Source organism: Demequina rhizosphaerae (genome assembly GCF_000971255.1).
Taxonomy (GTDB): Bacteria; Actinomycetota; Actinomycetes; order Actinomycetales; family Demequinaceae; genus Demequina; species Demequina rhizosphaerae.
The window spans coordinates 260,689-280,146 of record NZ_BBMC01000002.1 but is presented as its reverse complement, the minus strand read 5'-3'; the positions used below and the strand labels follow the sequence as shown (position 1 = coordinate 280,146).

The 19,458-nt window shown below is 71.1% G+C and carries 14 protein-coding genes; 12 read left to right on the top strand and 2 right to left on the bottom strand.

Annotated elements, in window-relative coordinates:
• The first annotated feature begins 15 nt into the window (after positions 1 to 15).
• The 4 genes from gabT (at position 16) to AOM07_RS01425 (ending at position 4,825) form a co-directional block, all read left to right on the top strand.
• Positions 16 to 1,410 carry a 4-aminobutyrate--2-oxoglutarate transaminase gene (gene gabT, locus AOM07_RS01440; protein WP_062310667.1) on the top strand — a complete coding sequence of 465 codons (1,395 nt, stop codon included), beginning with the start codon at positions 16 to 18 and terminating at the stop codon, positions 1,408 to 1,410.
• The gene (locus AOM07_RS01435) at positions 1,407 to 2,873 is read left to right on the top strand and encodes an NAD-dependent succinate-semialdehyde dehydrogenase (RefSeq protein ID WP_062310664.1); all 1,467 of its coding nucleotides are present in this window, start codon (positions 1,407 to 1,409) and stop codon (positions 2,871 to 2,873) included. Before gabT ends, AOM07_RS01435 begins: the two co-directional genes overlap by 4 nt.
• A gap of 36 nt (positions 2,874 to 2,909) precedes the next feature.
• A complete protein-coding gene (locus tag AOM07_RS01430) occupies positions 2,910 to 4,274 on the top strand; it encodes an NAD-dependent succinate-semialdehyde dehydrogenase (protein ID WP_062310661.1) in 1,365 nt (454 codons plus the stop codon).
• A gap of 116 nt (positions 4,275 to 4,390) precedes the next feature.
• The gene (locus AOM07_RS01425) at positions 4,391 to 4,825 is read left to right on the top strand and encodes a rhodanese-like domain-containing protein (protein ID WP_062310659.1); all 435 of its coding nucleotides are present in this window, start codon (positions 4,391 to 4,393) and stop codon (positions 4,823 to 4,825) included.
• Between the two features lie 87 nt (positions 4,826 to 4,912).
• Here AOM07_RS01425 and AOM07_RS01420 read toward each other — a convergent pair whose 3' ends face one another.
• Positions 4,913 to 5,926 (bottom strand): SLAC1 anion channel family protein, encoded by a 1,014-nt coding sequence (locus AOM07_RS01420; protein WP_062310656.1) that lies wholly within the window; start codon positions 5,924 to 5,926, stop codon positions 4,913 to 4,915.
• A gap of 411 nt (positions 5,927 to 6,337) precedes the next feature.
• On the opposite strand from AOM07_RS01420, the gene adhE reads away from it, so the two are divergent.
• The 8 genes from adhE to AOM07_RS01380 all read left to right on the top strand — a co-directional run bounded on the left by adhE (position 6,338) and on the right by AOM07_RS01380 (position 16,540).
• Positions 6,338 to 9,058 (top strand): bifunctional acetaldehyde-CoA/alcohol dehydrogenase, encoded by a 2,721-nt coding sequence (gene adhE / locus AOM07_RS01415; protein WP_084830010.1) that lies wholly within the window; start codon positions 6,338 to 6,340, stop codon positions 9,056 to 9,058.
• A gap of 321 nt (positions 9,059 to 9,379) precedes the next feature.
• Entirely contained in the window at positions 9,380 to 9,652 is a 273-nt protein-coding gene (locus tag AOM07_RS01410) for a hypothetical protein (RefSeq protein WP_062310652.1), read from the top strand.
• 48 nt (positions 9,653 to 9,700) lie between these two features.
• Positions 9,701 to 10,810, top strand: coding sequence for a peptide chain release factor 2 (gene prfB / locus AOM07_RS01405; protein ID WP_062311438.1), 1,110 nt, complete (start codon positions 9,701 to 9,703; stop codon positions 10,808 to 10,810).
• 276 nt (positions 10,811 to 11,086) lie between these two features.
• Positions 11,087 to 11,779, top strand: a complete 693-nt coding sequence (gene ftsE, locus AOM07_RS01400; RefSeq protein ID WP_062296920.1) for a cell division ATP-binding protein FtsE — start codon at positions 11,087 to 11,089, stop codon at positions 11,777 to 11,779.
• Positions 11,776 to 12,687, top strand: coding sequence for a permease-like cell division protein FtsX (ftsX, locus tag AOM07_RS01395; RefSeq protein WP_062310649.1), 912 nt, complete (start codon positions 11,776 to 11,778; stop codon positions 12,685 to 12,687). The genes ftsE and ftsX overlap by 4 nt, the downstream gene beginning before the upstream one ends.
• Positions 12,687 to 14,090: a M23 family metallopeptidase gene (locus tag AOM07_RS01390; protein WP_062310646.1), complete on the top strand. Its 1,404-nt coding sequence runs from the start codon at positions 12,687 to 12,689 to the stop codon at positions 14,088 to 14,090. The genes ftsX and AOM07_RS01390 overlap by 1 nt, the downstream gene beginning before the upstream one ends.
• Positions 14,091 to 14,161: 71 nt before the next feature.
• Positions 14,162 to 14,635, top strand: a complete 474-nt coding sequence (smpB, locus tag AOM07_RS01385) for an SsrA-binding protein SmpB (protein ID WP_062310643.1) — start codon at positions 14,162 to 14,164, stop codon at positions 14,633 to 14,635.
• 72 nt (positions 14,636 to 14,707) lie between these two features.
• Positions 14,708 to 16,540 (top strand): DUF2207 domain-containing protein, encoded by a 1,833-nt coding sequence (locus AOM07_RS01380; protein WP_062310639.1) that lies wholly within the window; start codon positions 14,708 to 14,710, stop codon positions 16,538 to 16,540.
• A 174-nt stretch (positions 16,541 to 16,714) separates the two neighbouring features.
• On the opposite strand, the gene AOM07_RS01375 is transcribed toward AOM07_RS01380, so the two are convergent.
• Positions 16,715 to 19,306 carry an MMPL family transporter gene (locus AOM07_RS01375; protein WP_062310634.1) on the bottom strand — a complete coding sequence of 864 codons (2,592 nt, stop codon included), beginning with the start codon at positions 19,304 to 19,306 and terminating at the stop codon, positions 16,715 to 16,717.
• Positions 19,307 to 19,458 lie beyond the last annotated feature (152 nt).

The window sequence follows — 19,458 nt, the reverse complement described above, 5'->3', positions numbered from 1 at the left end:
GCCTAGCGTCGGCCCATGACCACCCTCGACACCGCCGCCGACGGCGTGCCCGCGGCGGCAGGCGCCGCCGCCCCCACCGGAGGGCCCAGCCTGGCCCAGGAGCGTCGCCTCGTCACCGCGATCCCCGGACCGCGCTCGCAGGAGCTGCTCGAGCGCAAGGCCGCCGCCGTGGCTGCCGGCGTGGGCCACACCGCGCCGATCGCCGCGGTCGCCGCGGGCGGCGGCGTCGTCGTGGACGCCGACGGCAACTCGCTCATCGACCTCGGCTCCGGCATCGCCGTCACCAGCGTGGGCAACGCGCACCCCAAGGTGGTCGAGGCCGTCCAGCGCCAGGCCGCATCGTTCACCCACACGTGCTTCATGGTGTCGCCCTACGAGGGCTACGTGGCCGTCGCGGAGGCTCTCAACCGCCTCACGCCGGGCGACCACCTCAAGAAGTCGGCGCTGTTCAACTCGGGCGCCGAGGCCGTCGAGAACGCCGTGAAGATCGCGCGCAAGGCGACCGGCCGCCAGGCCGTCGTGGCGTTCGACCACGCGTACCACGGCCGCACCAACCTCACGATGGCGCTCACCGCGAAGTCGATGCCGTACAAGAGCGGCTTCGGGCCCTTCGCCTCCGAGGTCTACCGCGCGCCGATGTCGTACCCGTTCCGCGACGGCCTCACCGGCGCCGAGGCCGCCGCCAAGGCGCTCTCGGTCATCGAGAAGCAGGTGGGCGCGGACAACCTCGCGGCCGTCATCATCGAGCCGATCCAGGGCGAGGGCGGCTTCATCGTCCCCGCCGAGGGCTTCCTGCCGGCGATCGCTGAGTGGTGCACCGCCCACGGCGTCGTGCTCATCGCGGACGAGGTGCAGTCCGGCTTCGCCCGCACCGGCGCGATGTTCGCGTCCGAGCACTTCGGCATCGTCCCGGACATGGTCACCACGGCCAAGGGCATCGCGGGCGGCCTCCCGCTCGCGGCCGTCACGGGCCGCGCCGAGATCATGGACGCCGCGCACGTGGGCGGCCTCGGCGGCACGTATGGCGGCAACCCGATCGCCTGCGCCGCGGCGCTCGCGAGCATCGACGTGTTCGAGAACGACGGCCTCGTCGAGCGCGCCGCCGAGCTCGGTGAGATCCTCCTGGGCCGCCTGCGCGCACTCCAGTCCGAGGACCCGCGCGTGGGCGACGTCCGCGGCCTGGGCGCGATGGTCGCGATCGAGCTCGTCGACCCCGCGACGAAGGCGCCCGCGCCCGCGCTCGCCGGCGCGGTCGCCAAGCGCTGCATCGCCGAGGGCGTCGTCGTCCTCACGTGCGGCACGTACGGCAACGTGCTCCGCTTCCTGCCGCCGCTCAGCATTGGCGACGACCTCCTGCACGAGGGCCTCGACGTCGTCGCGGCCGCGCTCGCCGCGGAGGTGGCCGCATGACCGCCGCCGCCGAGCGCGCGCTGCTCGACTCCGTCCCGTCCGCCCTGTACATCGGGGGAGAGTGGACCGCCGCATCGTCCGGCGCCACCTTCGACGTCCACGACCCGTCGACGGGCGACGTGCTCGCGAGCATCGCCGACGCGACGCCGGACGATGCGCAGCGCGCCCTGGACGCGGCCGTCGCCGCGCAGGACGCGTGGGCCGCGACGGCGCCGCGCAAGCGCTCCGACATCCTCCGCCGCGCGTTCGACCTGGTGCGCGAGCGCACCGAGGACTTCGCGCTGCTCATGACGCTCGAGATGGGCAAGCCGCTCGCGGAGGCGCGCGGCGAGGTCGCGTACGGCAACGAGTTCCTGCGCTGGTTCTCCGAGGAGGCCGTGCGCATCACCGGCCGCTACGGCGACAACCCCGAGGGCACGGGCCGCATGGTGGTCTCGCAGCGCCCCGTGGGGCCGAGCTACCTCATCACCCCGTGGAACTTCCCGCTCGCCATGGCGACCCGCAAGATCGCGCCCGCGCTCGCGGCCGGCTGCACGGTCGTCGTCAAGCCCGCGGCCCTCACCCCGCTCACCACGCTGCTGCTCGCGAGCGTGCTCGAGGAGGCGGGCGTGCCTGCCGGCGTGGTCAACGTCATCACGACCACCTCGTCGCGCGGCGTCACCGCCCCGATCCTCGCGGACCCGCGCCTGCGCAAGCTGTCCTTCACCGGCTCGACCGAGGTGGGCCGCGCGCTCATGAAGCAGGCCGCCGACGGCGTGCTGCGGGTGTCGATGGAGCTCGGCGGCAACGCGCCCTTCCTCGTGTTCGAGGACGCGGACCTGGACAAGGCCGTCGAGGGCGCGCTCATGGCGAAGTTCCGCAACATCGGCCAGGCCTGCACCGCGGCCAACCGCTTCATCGTCCACGCGTCCGTCGCCGACGAGTTCGCGCGCCGCGTCACCGACCGCGTCGCGGCCATGAAGGTGGGCCGCGGCACCGAGGACGGCGTGGCGATCGGCCCGCTCATCGACGACCGTGCCGTCGAGACCTCGCTCTCGCTCGTGGACGATGCGGTGGCGCGGGGCGCCTCCGTCGCCACCGGCGGCAGGGCCGTCGACGGCCCGGGAACGTTCGTCGAGCCCACGGTCGTCACCGGCGTCGCGCCCGGCTCCGAGATCCTCCGCACGGAGATCTTCGGCCCCGTGCTCGCGATCGCCACCTTCGAGACCGAGGACGAGGCCATCGCCCTCGCGAACTCGACCGAGTACGGGCTCGTCTCGTACGCCTACACCCGTGACCTCGCCCGCGGCCACCGCCTCATCGACCGGCTCGACACCGGGATGATGGGGCTCAACGCCGGCGTGGTCTCCAACGCTGCGGCGCCGTTCGGCGGCGTCAAGCAGTCCGGCATCGGCCGCGAGGGCGGTGCCGAGGGCATCCACGAGTACCTGTCGACCAAGTACACGCTGATCCCGCACGACTGAGCGCGGCGTTCCCACCCACCCCACCGAAGGAGAGACATGAGCGGCTACGCAGTAGTGAATCCGGCCACGGGCGAGCGCCTGGCGGACTACCCGACCATGACCGACGCCGAGGTCCAGGACGCCCTCGCCCTGGCCGACGGCGCCTACCGGGGGTGGTCGCGGTCCTCGACGGTCGAGGAGCGTGCCGCGCTCGTCCGCCGCGTCGCCGAGCTGCACCGCGAGCGCCGCGACGAGCTCGCCGCGATCATCGTCCGCGAGATGGGCAAGCCGCTCGAGGCGGCCCTGGGCGAGGTCGACTTCGCCGCCGACATCACCGAGTTCTACGCGGACAACGCGGAGAAGGTCACGGGCGACACCCCGATCGACATCCTCGGCGAGGGCACCGCGGTGATCCGCCGCAGCCCGCTGGGCGCGCTGCTCGGCATCATGCCGTGGAACTTCCCCTACTACCAGGTGGCACGCTTCGCCGCGCCGAACATCGTGGTGGGCAACACCATCGTCCTCAAGCACGCGCCGCAGTGCCCCGAGTCGGCCGCCGCGATCGAGCAGATCTACCGCGACGCCGGCTTCCCCGAGGGCGTCTACGTCAACGCGTACGCGTCGAACGAGCAGGCCGCGGACATGATCGCGGACCGCCGCATCGCGGGCGTCTCCGTCACCGGCTCCGAGCGAGCCGGCTCCGCCGTCGCCTCGCTCGCCGGCTTCCACCTCAAGAAGGTGGCGCTCGAGCTCGGTGGCTCGGACCCGTTCATCGTGCTGTCGACGGACGACATGGACGCCGTGGTCGAGGGCGCGGTCGAGGCCCGCATGGACAACACGGGCCAGTCCTGCAACGCCCCCAAGCGCTTCATCGTCATCGACTCGCTGTACGACGAGTTCCTCGAGAAGTTCACCACCGCGATGACCGCGTGCACCGTGGGCGACCCGTTCGCCGAGGACACCGTCCTGGGCCCGCTGTCCTCGCTCGCCGCGGCGGAGCGCCTCGAGGCGCAGGTCGACAAGGCCGTCGAGCAGGGCGCGCACCTGCACGTGGGGGGCAAGCGCGACGGCGCCTTCTACTACCCGACGGTGCTCACCGGCGTCACCTCCGACATGGACGTGTACCGCGAGGAGCTCTTCGGCCCCGCGGCCGCCGTCTACAAGGTGACGAGCGAGGAGGAGGCGATCGCGCTGGCCAATGACACCGCGTACGGCCTCGGCTCGTACGTCTACACGACCGACCCGGACCAGGCCGAGCGCGTCGCCGACGCCATCGAGGCCGGCATGGTCTACGTCAACTGCGTGCTCGCGGACAGCCCCGAGCTGCCCTTCGGCGGCGTGAAGCGCTCCGGCACCTCGCGCGAGATGGGCCTGCTCGCGGCGGACGAGTTCGTCAACAAGAAGCTCATCCGCGTCATCTGACCCGCCACGCCCGGCGCGCCCCCGAGACGTCTCTCCTCGGGCGCGCGCCGGGCGTCGTGGCGTCCGGGCGCCTCCGTACTTCGATCAGGGATACCCCCTGGGGTATAGTGTCCGCCATGAACCGACGCATCGTCCGCGGCGCCTTCGCCGGCGCCCTTCTCGCCCTCGTCCCCGCGATCTCCGCCTGCTCGACTGGCGAGGACGCCCCCGCCGCCGAGGTCGCCGAGACCGTGGCCTTCGACGGCTCGCACGTGTCCGCCGCCTCCTTCGCGGTCGCCGCCGCGGAGGACGGCGTCACCATCGTCGACGTCCGCACCCCCGCCGAGTACGCCGAGGGCCACCTGCCGGGCGCCGTCAACATCGACGTCTCGGGCGCCGACTTCGAGTCGCAGGTCGCGGCGCTCGACCCCGAGGCCGACTACGCCGTCTACTGCCGCTCGGGCAACCGCTCGCGCACCGCGATCGACCTCATGACCGGCGCCGGCGTCGAGCACACCGTGGGCCTCGAGGGCGGCATCGGCGCCTGGACGGGCGACGTCGTCACCGGCTGACCCACCGCGCCGCGCGCTCGCGGCGGCTCCCGCCGCTGCAGCCGACGGACAGCGCCCGCGACGTCCGCGTCGCGGGCGCTTCGCGTCTCAGCCCTCGGCTGCCAGCAGCTCGCCGCGCGCGACCGCGACCGCGGTGCGCCACCCCAGCCCGAGCACGAGCAGCGTCGCCGCCGCGAGCGCCGCGACGCCCACCCAGGCCGCGAAGTCCGTCGCGCCGCTCTCGTACGCCGCGAGCAGCGCCGACGCGGACGCGGCGAGGGGGAACGTGTAGGCCCACGCGCTCACCGCGAAGGGCACCTTGCGCAGGTAGGCCGACTGCGCCGCGAGCAGCGCGAGCTGGAAGATCACGACGCCGAGCAGCATCATCGCCAGCGGGTCGTCCCACGAGCCGCCCAGGCGCACCCACGACAGCGACGCCACCGCCGGCGGCGCGACCAGGATCGCCAGGGTGGGGGCGAGGCGCCACGGCATCACGCCCTCGACGAAGAGGCGGTTGAGGACCACGGGCAGCAGGCCCAGCCAGAACACCGCGCCGACGCCGTAGAAGTACCAGGTGATCTCCGCGGGCGCGTGCGCGACCCCGGCGAGCGGCGCCACGAGGTTGCCCACGACCGGGATGAACCACGCCGGGTGGACGTGCACGGACTGGACGCGCGCGTCCGCGATCCACGTGCGCATCACCAGCACCGTGATGACGAACTGCAGCACCGCGCCCGGCCACCACAGCGCGGCCGACACCGCCTCGGAGATCGGCAGGAACGCGATCGCGAGCACCATCATCGACACCGCGATCGTCGCGACGAACGCCGCCTTGACCGGGTGCCCCCACTCCGCGAGCGCGGCCTTCGGGTGGCGCACGACCTTCGCGCCGTACGCCACGATCGCGGCCGCGAGCACGGCGAGCCCGATCCACGCGAGCGCGTCGTCGACCGGCAGCGCGAAATCGAAGGCCTCGCCCGCGCGGAACCACGCGACGGCGGTGCCGCCGATGCCCATGACGATGGCGAAGACGCCCACCGGCAGGTGGGCAAGGCTGCGCGCGGGGGGCGCGGGAGCGGACGATGCGGCGGTGGACGATGCGTCGGCGTTCTGCGCGGTCATGGCTGCCTCCTCGGTGGCGACGGATACCCCCTGGCGTATGCCCACAGTCTGGCACCGGGCGACGGGGGTCCCGCCGGGGCCTATGGTCCCGGACTTTCGGGCACGGCGCGCGGGGTGCGGCATCGGCGTGTCGTCCACGCGTGTCGCGAGCCCGCGCGGAGCGCGCCTGCGGGCGCCCGGCAAGCGTTCCCGGTGGCATTTCCCGGGCGTCGGAACCGCCGCATCGTCCCCCGCGAAGCGGCCGAAAACCCCTGGTCGCCATACCCCGCAGGGTATAAAATGCCTGGTAGTGGGCCCATAGTCCCCGGGACCTCTGCCCCGCGAGATCCGGGACCGCGACGCCTACCGTGATGGTCATGGGGATCGAGGCCCGGAGGGGGCCGGCACCCAAGTCATAGGAGCCAGATCAAGATGACCACCATCGTCCCGGAGAAGGCGCAGGCCACCGACGTGGCCGCCTCTATCGACCAGCTCGTCGCGAACGCGCAGGAGGCGCTCGACGCCTACGCCGTGTTCACGCAGGACGACGTCAACCTCCTGGTGAAGAAGGCCTCCGTGGCCGCCCTGAACCAGCACGGCGAGCTCGCCGTCCTCGCGGTCCAGGAGACCGGCCGCGGCGTGTTCGAGGACAAGGCCGTCAAGAACATCTTCGCTTGCGAGCACGTCACCCACTCGATGGCGCCGATGAAGACCGTCGGCATCATCCACGAGGACCCGATCAAGGGCATCACCGAGATCGCGGAGCCCGTCGGCGTCGTCGCCGGCGTGACCCCCGTGACCAACCCGACCTCGACCGCGATCTTCAAGTCGCTCATCGCGCTCAAGACCCGCAACCCGATCATCTTCGCGTTCCACCCGAGCGCGCAGAAGTCGTCCGTCGCCGCCGCCAAGATCGTGCGCGACGCGGCCATCGCTGCCGGCGCCCCCGAGAACTGCATCCAGTGGGTCGAGACCCCGTCGCTCGAGGCCACCAACCTGCTGATGAACCACGACGGCGTCGCGCTCATCCTCGCCACCGGCGGCAACGCCATGGTGAAGGCGGCGTACAGCTGCGGCAAGCCGGCCCTCGGCGTCGGCGCGGGCAACGTCCCCGCCTACGTGCACAAGTCGGCCGTGCTCGAGCGCTCGATCAACGACCTCGTCATCTCGAAGGCCTTCGACAACGGCATGGTGTGCGCCTCGGAGCAGGCCGTCATCCTCGACGCCGAGATCTACGACAAGGCGCTGTCGCTCTTCGACCGCCTCCACGCCTACAAGGTCACCCCGGCCGAGAAGGAGATGCTCGAGGAGTTCATCTTCGGCGTCACCGCGTCGGGCCAGAACTGCGCCGGTGCGAAGCTCAACCCCAACGTGGTGGGCAAGTCGCCGCAGTGGATCGCCGAGCAGGCCGGCTTCTCCGTCCCGGAGGAGACCTCGATCATCCTCGCCGAGGTCTCGACCGTCGGCGAGAGCGAGCCGCTCACCCGCGAGAAGCTGTGCCCGGTCCTCGCCGTCCTCAAGGCCGACTCCACCGAGCAGGGCCTCGACTACGCCGAGCGCATGGTCGAGTTCCACGGCCTCGGCCACTCGGCCGCGATCCACGCGACCGACGACGCCCTCATCAAGGACTTCGGCAAGCGCGTCAAGGCGATCCGCGTCATCGTGAACTCGCCCTCGAGCCACGGCGGCATCGGCGACATCTACAACGCCTTCATGCCCTCGCTCACCCTCGGCTGCGGCTCCTACGGCCACAACTCGGTGTCGAACAACGTCACCGCGGTGAACCTGATCAACGTCAAGCGCATCGGCCGGAGGAACAACAACATGCAGTGGTTCAAGGTGCCGGCGAAGACCTACTTCGAGCCGAACGCGATCCAGTACCTGCACGACATGAACGGCGTCAACCGCGTCACCATCGTCACCGACGCGACCATGACCCGCATCGGCATCGTCGACAAGGTCCTCGACGTCCTCAACCGTCGCGAGAACCCGGTCTCCGTGCAGATCATCGACAACGTCGAGCCCGAGCCGAGCGTCGCGACCGTCCGCAAGGGCGCCGAGACCCTCCGCGCCTTCAAGCCCGACACGATCATCGCGGTCGGCGGCGGCTCGCCGATGGACGCCGCGAAGGTCATGTGGCTGCTCTACGAGCACCCGCAGATCGACTTCGCGGACCTCAAGGAGAAGTTCTTCGACGTCCGCAAGCGCGCCTTCCAGTTCCCGAAGCTGGGCGAGCTCGCCAAGCTGGTCTGCATCCCGACCACGTCGGGCACCGGCTCCGAGGTGACGCCGTTCGCCGTGATCTCCGACCCGGAGAGCGGCCGCAAGTACCCGCTCGCCGACTACGCGCTCACGCCGACCGTCGCGATCGTGGACCCGGTCCTCACCGCGAACCTCCCGTCGCGCGTCGCCGCGGACTCCGGTCTCGACGCCCTGACCCACGCCACCGAGGCCTTCGTCTCGGTCTACGCGAACGACTACACCGACGGCCTCTGCCTGCAGGCCATCAAGATGGTCTTCGAGTACCTGCCCCAGTCGGTGCAGGAGGGCGGCCAGGCGGTCAAGGCCCGCGAGAAGATGCACAACGCCGCGACCATCGCGGGCATGGCCTTCGCCAACGCCTTCCTGGGCCTGGTGCACGCCATGTCGCACGTGACCGGCTCCACCTTCCACATCGCGCACGGCCGCACCAACTCGGTGTACCTGCCCCACGTGATCCGCTACAACGGCAAGGTCCCGACCAAGCCGGCCTCGTGGCCCAAGGCCGAGTCCTACGTCGCGCCGGAGCGCTACCAGGAGATCGCGAAGCACCTCGGTCTCCCGGCCTCGACCCCCGAGGAGGGCGTCGAGTCCTACGCGAAGGCCGTCGAGGATTTGCGCACGGCGTGCGGCGTCGAGCGCTCGTTCAAGGAGCTCGGTGTGGACGAGGCGGAGTTCATGGCCTCGCTCGACACCCTCGCGATGAACGCCTACGCGGACCAGTGCGCCCCCGCCAACCCGCGCCTTCCCATCCTCGAGGACATGAAGGTGATGATGGAGGCCGCGTACTACGGCATCACCTGGGACGAGGTGAAGGCGAACCGCAAGGCCGAGGCCATCGTCGCGGACGCCAAGAAGGCCCCCGCGAAGAAGGCCGCTGCGAAGAAGGCCTGACCCAAGCTGGCTCCTGGGGCTGATCGCCCCGGAAGTCCCTCCCTCAGGGCCCCGGCACCGATCTGGTGCCGGGGCCCTGTGCCGTCTCCCGGGCCCCCACGGCCCCGCCGCCTGCCCGCTGCCTACCCGCCCCTTGCCCGCCCCTTTCCCGCCGCCCCCTGTCCGCCGCCCGCCCGCCGCCTGCCCGCCGCCAAGTGCGCAACTTCGAGGATTCCGGGCGGAATGGAGCGGCTTTCCACCCGGAATCCCCGAAGTCGGCGCGGCGGGGTACGATGCGCCGCCTGGCCGGACCACCCGCGCGGCTTTGCCATGATGGTCGCCATGAACCCGCGCATCGTCCGCACCGCCGTCACCGCCGCCGCGCTCGCGGCCCTGCTGTCGGGCTGCGGCGACGCGGACCCCCGCGAGGCGATCGAGGACGCCACCGCGGGCGTCAACGACGCGATCGAGAAGGCGAACGACCTCAAGGAGCAGGCCGAGGAGCGCGCCGACGAGATCCAGCAGGGCGTCGAGGACGCCAAGGAGAAGGTCGACGACGCGAAGCAGAAGATCGACGACGTCAAGGACGCCGTCGAGTCCGTCACCGGCGGCTGAGACGCCAGCGGGCGAGGTCCCGCACGCGCGCCACTAGACTTGACGCTCGTGGCCACCGACTTCGCGACCGAGATCCAGGAGCTCCGCTCGACCTTCTCCCAGATCGAGGCGGTGACCGACCCGACCAAGCTCAAGGCGCGCATCGCCGAGCTCGAGGAGCAGGCGGCCGCGCCCGACCTCTGGGACGACCAGGAGAACGCGCAGGCCGTCACCAGCCAGCTGAGCCAGGCGAACGCCGAGCTCGAGCGCGTCGCGCGCATGGGCTCGCGCATCGACGACCTCGAGGTGCTCGTCGAGCTCGGCACCGAGGGCGAGGACGGGGACACCCTCGCCGAGGCCGAGGCCGACCTCGAGGGCATCAAGAAGGACCTCGCCGCGCTCGAGATCCGCACCCTCATGACGGGGGAGTGGGACGAGCGCAACGCGGTCGTCACCATCCGCTCGGGCGCGGGCGGCGACGACGCCACCGACTTCGCCGAGATGCTGCTGCGCATGTACCTGCGCTGGGCCGAGCGCCACGGCTACCAGACCAAGGTGCTCGACACCTCGTACGCGGAGGGCGCCGGCATCAAGTCCGCGACCTTCGAGCTCAACGCGCCGTACGCGTTCGGCACGCTGTCCGTCGAGGCCGGCACGCACCGCCTCGCGCGCATCAGCCCGTTCGGCTCGGCCGACAAGCGCCAGACGTCGTTCGCCGCGGTCGAGGTGATCCCGCAGATCGAGTCGACCGACCACATCGAGGTCCCCGAGTCCGAGATCAAGGTCGACGTGTTCCGCTCGTCCGGCCCCGGCGGCCAGTCGGTCAACACCACCGACTCCGCGGTGCGCCTCACCCACCTCCCGACCGGCATCGTCGTGTCGATGCAGGACGAGAAGTCGCAGATCCAGAACCGCGCCGCCGCCATGCGCGTCCTCCAGTCGCGCCTGCTGCTCCTCAAGAAGGAGGAGGAGGCCGCCCAGAAGAAGGAGCTGGCCGGCGACATCAAGGCGAGCTGGGGCGACCAGATGCGCTCGTACTTCCTCTACGGCCAGCAGCTCGTCAAGGACCTGCGCACCGGCTACGAGGTCGGCAACCCGCAGATCGTCTTCGACGGCGACCTCGACGGCTTCATCGACGCCGGCATCCGCTGGCGCCGCTCCTCCCAGAACGAGGAGTGACCCCGGGGACCTCTCCACGCGGGCGCGCCGCATCGGCCACCTTTCCAGGCATGTTCCCGTTCACATCGGGGTGTGCGTGTGGGGGAGCGCCTCACCTGCGTGGAGGGGTAGACGTGGCTGGGCGCGGGACGGTGCGCGGGATAGTTGGCGCTTTGCGTATCTTTGGCGTGTGACGTACAGGACACGCCCGGAGCGGCGCGCCTCCCGGGAGGCCTGGGAGCGCGTTCCTACGATGCTGACGTGGTGCGGGTCCTACCCCTCGCGCCCGCGCAACTCATGATTCGACTCGACAACGCCACCAAGGTCTACAAGCGGGGCGCCCGTCCCGCGCTCGACTCCGTCTCCGTGGAGATCGAGCGCGGCGACTTCGTGTTCCTCGTGGGCTCGTCCGGCTCCGGCAAGTCGACGTTCCTCAAGCTCATCCTGCGCGAGGAGCGCCCCACCGGGGGCGACGTGTACGTGGCGGGCCGCCACCTCAACAAGCTCTCCGCGTGGCGCGTGCCGCACCTGCGCCGCGAGATCGGCGCGGTGTTCCAGGACTTCCGCCTGCTGCCGAACAAGACCGTCTACCAGAACGTCGCGTTCGCGCTCCAGGTGATCGGCAAGAGCCGCCACCACATCCAGTCGACCGTGCCCGAGATGCTCGAGCTCGTCGGGCTGTCGGGCAAGGAGAAGCGCTTCCCGCACGAGCTGTCGGGCGGCGAGCAGCAGCGCGTCGCGATCGCGCGCGCGTTCGTCAACCACCCGCCGATCCTGCTGTGCGACGAGCCGACCGGAAACCTCGACCCCGGCACCTCGGTGGGCATCATGCGCCTGCTCGACCGCATCAACCGCACCGGCACCACCGTGCTCATGGCCACGCACGACGACGAGATCGTCGACCAGATGCGCAAGCGCGTCATCGAGCTGCGCGGCGGCCAGCTGGTCCGCGACCAGGACCGCGGCGTCTACGGGCTGGAGCGCGTGTGAGGCTCCGGTTCATCCTCGGGGAGGTCGTCAACGGCCTCCGGCGCAACAGCACGATGGCGCTGTCCGTCGTGCTGGTGACGTTCGTGTCGCTCATGTTCGTGGGCGCCGCCGCGCTCACGCAGATGCAGATCGACCAGCTCAAGGACGACTGGTACGGCAAGGTCGAGATCTCGATCTTCCTGTGCCCCGAGAGCTCCCGCAACGAGCAGTGCGCCGAGGGCGCCGTCACCGTGGCCCAGGAGGACGCGATCCGGGCCGTGCTCGAGGACGGGGCGCTCAAGGACCTCGTCCAGGAGGTCTACTACGAGTCCCGCGAGCAGGCCTACGACAAGTTCGTCGCCAACGACGAGGACGGCATCTGGTCCTCGCTCACCGCGGACCAGATGCAGCCCAGCTTCCGCGTCAAGCTCGCGGATCCCGAGCAGTACCAGGTGGTCGCCGACGCGACCGAGGGCCTGCCCGGCGTCGACGTCGTGCGCGACCAGCGCGAGATCTTCTCCGAGCTGTTCCGCTTCCTCAACGCCGCGACCGTGGTGGCGGCGGCCCTCGCGGCCGTCATGCTGCTCGCCGCGATGCTGCTCATCACCACGACCATCAGGCTGAGCGCGCTCAGCCGTCGCCGCGAGACGCAGATCATGCGCATGGTGGGCTCGTCGCGCTCGCTCATCCAGATGCCGTTCATGCTCGAGGGCGCGGTCGCCGCGACCGGCGGCGCGCTGCTGGCCGTCGCGGGCCTGTTCTTCGGCGTGCGCTACATGATCGACGACTGGCTGCGCAGCTCCGTGACGTGGGTCCAGTACATCGGCACGCAGGACGTCTGGTCCGTCGCGCCGTGGCTGCTCGTCATCGCCGTCGGCCTCGCCGCGATCGCCTCCGTCGTGACGCTCGGGAGGTACACGCGCGCATGATGGCCCGCCTCCACCCGTCGCTCATCGCCGCCGCCGCGGTGTTCCTCGTCGCGCTCGTCACCGGCACCCTCGTGTCGGGCGCCGATGCGGTCGGCGGGTTCCAGACGGCGTCGAGCTACGACGACGACATCGAGCGGGCCAAGGACAAGCAGGACACCTACGAGGAGCAGCTCGACGACCTCGAGGCCGCCCTCGAGGACACGAGCGCCGCGATCGTCAAGGCGGCGCGTCGCCTGCGCGAGACCGAGGCCAAGCTGCCGGCCGCGCAGGCCGCGCTCGACGAGGCCAAGGAGGCAGTCGCGCAGGCGATCGTCCAGCAGAAGCTCGTGGCCGACAAGCTCGCCGCCGCCGAGGCGCAGGACGCGGCCATCACCGAGCAGATCCTCGCGGACGAGGCACGCATCGACGAGCTCGAGGACATCGTGGCCGCGCTCGCCCGCGCGCAGTACCAGGGGGTCGGCGACGACGAGGCGCTCAGCCTGGTCTTCGGCGCGAGCACCTCCCAGGAGTTCGTCGACAAGTTCGCCGAGGAGCACAACGCGTCCCGCGTGCAGACGAACGCGCTGGCCGACGTCGAGGAGATCGCGGCGGTCAACCGCAACCGGGGCGCGCGCCAGGAGGCCGTCCGCGAGTACATCGTGGAGCTCAAGGCCGAGGCCGACGCGCTCGTCGTCAAGACCAAGAAGCTGCGCGCCAAGGCCGCGGAGAAGAAGGCCGCCCTCGACGCCCTCGTGAAGAAGCAGAAGGCCATCAAGGCCGAGCTCGAGGCGCAGAAGAAGGAGGAGCTCAAGCGGCAGCGCCAGATCGCGGCGAAGCAGGAGGCCGTCCGCGACGAGATCAAGAGCCTCGTCAAGAAGAAGCTCGCCGAGGAGGAGGCCAAGCGCAAGGCCGCCGCGGAGGCGGCGCGCAAGGCCGCCGAGGAGGCCGCCAAGAACAACGGCGGCTCCGGGTCGAGCTCCGGCTCGAGCGGCTCGAGCTCGGGATCCTCGAGCGGGCTGGTCAAGGGCGCCCTCGGGTGGCCCGCGCCCAGCCACTACATCACCTCGAGCTACGGCATGCGCTTCCACCCGATCCTCCACTACTGGCGCCTCCACGCCGGCACGGACATGCGCGCCTACTGCGGCACGCCCATCTACGCCGCCCGCGAGGGACGCGTGCAGTGGGCGACCTACCGCCTCGGCCTGGGCAACTCGGTGCTCATCGACCACGGCTACGTGGGCGGCAAGTCGCTCATGAGCAGCTACAACCACCTCACGAGCTTCGCGGTCGGCTCCGGCCAGTACGTCACCAAGGGCCAGCTCGTCGGCTACGCGGGCAACACCGGCACGTCCGCGGCCTGCCACCTCCACTTCGAGGTCTACGTCAACGGCAACACCGTCGACCCCATGACCCTGGTGGGGTAGACGGGGCCGCTAGACTGGTGCGTCGCGCCCGGGACCGGGCGCAGGGCCGGACACGCGCGAGGAGGTGAGCGATGGCCGAGAAGGGCATCAAGGTGGTCGCGACCAACCGCGCCGCGCGTCACGACTTCTTCATCGACGACGTGCTCGAGGCCGGCATCGTGCTCACCGGTACCGAGGTGAAGTCGCTGCGCCAGGGCCGCGCGGTCATCGGCGACGGCTACATCTACATCGACGGCGGCGAGGCCTGGGCGGAGAACATCCACATCCCCGAGTACTCGCAGGGCACGTGGACCAACCACGCTCCGCGCCGCAAGCGCAAGCTCCTGCTGCACGGGCACGAGATCGACGACCTCCTGCAGCGCACGCGCGAGAAGGGCTACACGATCGTGCCCCTGCGCCTGTACTTCCTCGACGGCCGCGCGAAGCTCGAGATCGGCGTCGCGCGAGGCAAGAAGCAGCACGACAAGCGGCAGGCGCTGCGCGAGAAGCAGGACCGGCGCGAGGCCGAGCGGTCGCTGGGCGTCCAGCGCAACATCAACCGCTGACGCGGGGACGATGCGCGCGTCGCGCGGGCGCGGGGCGCACCCCGGACCCCGGCGAGCGGGCATGATGGGGCCATGGTCCGCATCGTCCTGTCCCTGCTGATCACCCTGGTAGCGGCGCTCACGCCCGCGGCCGCGCATGCCGCGGCGTCCGACGACGGCCGCAGCGTCGAGCGCTGGGACGCGACGTACGACCTCCAGGAGGACGGCTCGGCGCGCGTGAGCGTCGAGATCGACTTCAACTTCGGGAACGACCCCGGCCACGGGCCGTACTGGACGCTGCCGATCCGCCAGGGCTACGACGACTCCTTCGACCGCGTCTATGACATCACCGACGTGAGCGCCTCGTCGCCGAGCGGCGCCCCGGCGAACGTGTACCTCGACGAGGGCGACGACTGGCTCGTGGTCCGCGTGGGCGACGAGAGCATCGGCGACGTCGACGGCGTGCAGACCTACGTGCTCGAGTACACGGTCCACCACGTGATGAACGAGACGCTGCCCGGGGAGACGGACAGCGGCATCACGGGCGTCGAGTTCTACTGGAACGCGATCGGCGACGCGTGGGAGACCCCGGTGCGCGACGCGACCGTGACCGTCACCGGCCCCGCCGACGTCGTCGAGGCGCAGTGCTTCGCGGGACCGTCCGGCGCCGACGCCGCGTGCGACCGGGCGACGGTCGACGGCGCCGAGGCCGTCTTCACCCAGTCGTCCCTCGAGCCCGGCGAGCCGTTCACCGTGGACGTCCTCTACCCGCCGGGTGCCACGAGCTCCGAGATCATCGTCACCGAGAGCAACGACCTCGCGCACGCGTTCCGCCTCAACGGTTGGACCGTGGGCGCCTTCCTCGCGCTCCTGCTCGGCGGGCTCGCGCTCCTCGTGCGGCGCATCCGCGGTGCGGGGGCCGACGTCGAGTACGCGGACTTCACGCCCGGCGTCGGCCCGTCCTCGGGGGAGGAGGCCGCGGTGCGGCGCCGCGACAAGCGCGCGCCCGTGGCGGTGGCCTTCGCGCCGCCGGACGGCCTGCGGCCAGGACAGCTCGGGACGCTCATCGACGAGAAGGCGGACACCCGCGACGTCACCGCGACGATCGTCGACCTCGCGGTGCGCGGCTACCTCGTGGTCGAGGAGGCGGGGGAGAAGGACTACCGCTTCGTCAAGCAGCGCGAGGCCGACGCGGGCTTCTACCCGTACGAGCAGATGCTCTTCGACGCGGTCTTCGAGGGCCGCGACAGCGTCACGCTGAGCGAGCTCAAGACCACCTTCCACGCCGACATGGCGGCCGTGCAGAAGCAGCTCTACCGCAACGTCACGAACCACGGCTGGTTCCGCGGCAACCCCTCCCACGCCCGTGGTGCGTGGGCCGGCGGCGGCATCGCGCTGCTGGTCGGCGGCGGCTTCGCGACCCTCGCCGCCGTGATGCTCGGCACGTCGGTGGCGCTGATCCCGCTCGCGATCGTGGTGCTCGGGCTGGTGGTGCTCGCCACCACCGCGGTCGCGCCCGCGCGCACCGCGGAGGGCTCCCGCGTCCTCGCGCAGACCCGCGGCTTCGAGCTCTACCTCGACAAGGCGGAGGCGAACCAGCTGCGCTTCGAGGAGGGGCAGGACATCTTCAGCCGCTATCTCCCGTACGCGATCGCGTTCGGGGTGACGGAGCAGTGGGCCAGGAAGTTCGAGGAGCTCGCGGCCCAGGGCGTGCGGCTCGCGGAGCCGACCTGGTACCGCGGCGCCGCCTACGGCATGTTCTGGATGCACGCCGCCGGATTCGGCCACCGCATGGACGAGTTCGCGTCCCTCGCGGGCGCGGCCATGAGCGCCCCGACCCCGGGCTCGTCCGGCGGCTCGGGCTTCGGCGGCGGGGGCGGCTTCTCCGGCGGCGGCGGAGGAGGCGGTGGCGGCGGAGGCTGGTGACCCGTCGCCGAGACTCCCGATGACGGATGTGACGCAGGTGAGCCGGCGTGACGGATGTGGCCGTCAAGCGCGGGTCATCCGTCTACATGCCGCACCAGCGTCATCGGCAATCCCTGGAACGAGCGAGGCCCGCACCCCCCGGAGGGGATGCGGGCCTCGATCGTGCGGCGGGCGTCAGGCCCTGGCGGCCTCCGCGTCGTCCGCGTCGTCCACGGAGCCCGCGGTCTCCTCGGCGTGAGGCACGGGGTGCTCGCGCTCGAGCGCCGCGCCCTCGACGTCGACGTTCGGGAGGATCCGGTCGAGCCATCCGGGCAGCCACCAGGCCTTCTCGCCGACCAGGTGCATGATCGCCGGCACGATGACCATGCGGACCACGAAGGCGTCGAAGAGGACTCCCATCGCGAGGCCGAAGCCCATCGGGCGGATCATCGCGATGTGCGAGAACACGAAGCCGCCGAAGACCGAGATCATGATGATCGCGGCGGCCGTCACGACCGCGCGGCCGTGACGAAGGCCCGAGACCACCGAGCGGCGGGCGTCCATGCCGTGCACGTACGCCTCCCGCATGCCGGTCGTGAGGAACAGCTGGTAGTCCATCGCGAGGCCGAACAGGATGCCCGTGAAGAGGATGGGCAGGAAGCTCAGCACCGGGCCCGGGTCGTGGACGCCGAAGAGCGAGCCGAGCCAGCCCCACTGGAACACCGCGGTGACGGCGCCGAACGCCGCGAACAGCGACAGGACGAAGCCGAGCGTCGCGATGAGCGGCACCAGCAGCGAGCGGAACACCACGATCAGGATGATGATCGACAGACCCACCACGATCGCGAGGTAGAGCGGCAGCGCCTCGTCGAGCTTCCGCGAGACGTCGATGTTGCCGCTGGCCTCGCCCGCGACGCCGATGACGGTGCCGTCCTCGAGCGGGGACAGCGCGCGCAGGTCCTCGACCAGCGCGACGGTCGACTCGCTCGACGGGCCCTCGTTCGGGATCACCTGGAAGGCGAGGAAGCCGTTGTCCTCCGACGAGCCCGCCGGCGCGACCGCGGAGACGTCGTCGTTGGCCATGAGCTCGTTGGCGATGTCGACCTGGGCAGCGAGGAGGTCCTCGTCCACGACCGCCTCGGGCAGGTCCGCGGTGACGAGGAGCGTGCCGTTGACGCCCTCGCCGAACTTCTCGTCGACAGTCTTGTACGCGATGTACTGGGTCGAGTCGGTGGGCTCCTGGGTGCCGTCCGGCAGGCCCAGGCGCATCGACATCGCGGGGATCGCGAGGATGAGCAGGCCGACCACGGCGGCGGTGAGGCGCAGCAGCGCGCGGCCGGTGCGCATCGGCTCGACCGGGGCCTCGGCGTGCTCGGGCGCGCCGATCGTGGCGCGTGCCTTCTTCCCGAGCACGCGGTGGCCGATGAGGCCGAGGACGGCCGGGGTGAGGGTCACCGCCACGAGCACCGCGATGCCGACGCAGAACGCGCCGACGGTGCCCATGATGCCGAGGAACGGGATGCCCGTGATGTTGAGCGCGAGCAGCGCCACGATGACGGTCGAGCCGGCGAAGACGACCGCGTTGCCGGACGTGCCGTTGGCGAGGCCGATCGACTCGTGCAGCTGCATGCCGCGCTTGTACTGCTCGCGGTGGCGGTTGACGATGAACAGCGAGTAGTCGATGCCCACGGCGAGCGCGAGCATGACGCCGAGGATCGGGGTGACCGAGGACATCTCGACCACGCCCGAGAACGCCAGCGCGGTGGCGACGCCGACGCCGACGCCGAGCACCGAGGTGATGATCGGCATGAGGGCCGGCCAGATCGCGCGCATCATCACCATGAGGACGACGAACGCGAGCAGCACGCCGACGACCTCGCCGACGCCCAGGACGCCCTCGACGCTCGTGGCGATGTCGGCGGAGAAGTTCACGGTGACGCCGGCGGGGACGGCCGCGCTCACGAGCGCGATGACCTCGTCCTTGTCCTCCTGCACGACCTCGTAGACGCTCGCGTCGAACTGGATGATGCCGAGCGCGGTGGTGCCGTCCTCGGAGACGCTGCGGATGTCCGACGTCGCGTCCGCGAGCTGCGCGCCGAGCTCGAGCTGCGCGGCCTGCTCCTCGAGCTCCACGAGGCCCTCGTCGAGCTGGGTCTGCTGCGCGTCGATCTGCTGCTGCTGCTCGTCCAGCTGGGCCGACGCCGCGTCGAGCTGCGCCTGCTGGTCGATGAACTCCTGCTGCGCGAGCAGGTACGTGGCGTCCTGCTTGGCCGCCTCGATGGCGGCGTCGAGCTGCGCCTGGTTCGCCTCGAGCTGCTCGCGGGCGGCGTCGAGCTGCGCCTGACCCGCGTCGAGCTGCTCCTGGCCGGCAGCGATCTGCGCGCGACCGTCCTCGATCTGCTGCGGCGCGGCCTCGAGCTGCGCCGTCTGCTCCTCGAGCTGCTGCTGGGTGTCGAACGGGTCGACGAAGCCGGTGACGGAGCCGACCTCCTCGGCGGCGGCCAGCGCGTCCTTGACGCCCTGGATCTGCTCGGCGGTGAACTCCGAGCCGTCCTCGGTCTGGAAGACCGCGCGGGCGGAGCCGCCCGCGAGCTCGGGGATCTCCTCCTTGAGCTGGTCGGTGACCTTCTCGGTCTCGAGCCCGGGGATGGAGAAGCTGTCGGTCAGGGTTCCGCCGAACGCGACGAAGCCGCCGCCGGCGACACCGAGGGCGAGGAGCCACGCGATGATCGCGACGATCGGCCGCATGGCCGACGCGCGGCCGATGCGGTAGAGGAGGTGGGCCACAGGGGAGCCTTTCTCATGGGGTCCAGGAGGGGGACTGGCGACGATGCCGGGGCCGGCCGACGGTCGCGCGGGCGGGTGCTCCGGGACGGACGGCTGGGCCTTCGGCCAGTGTAGGACAATTCGGCGAGTTGTACGACAGATGTTGGTTATCG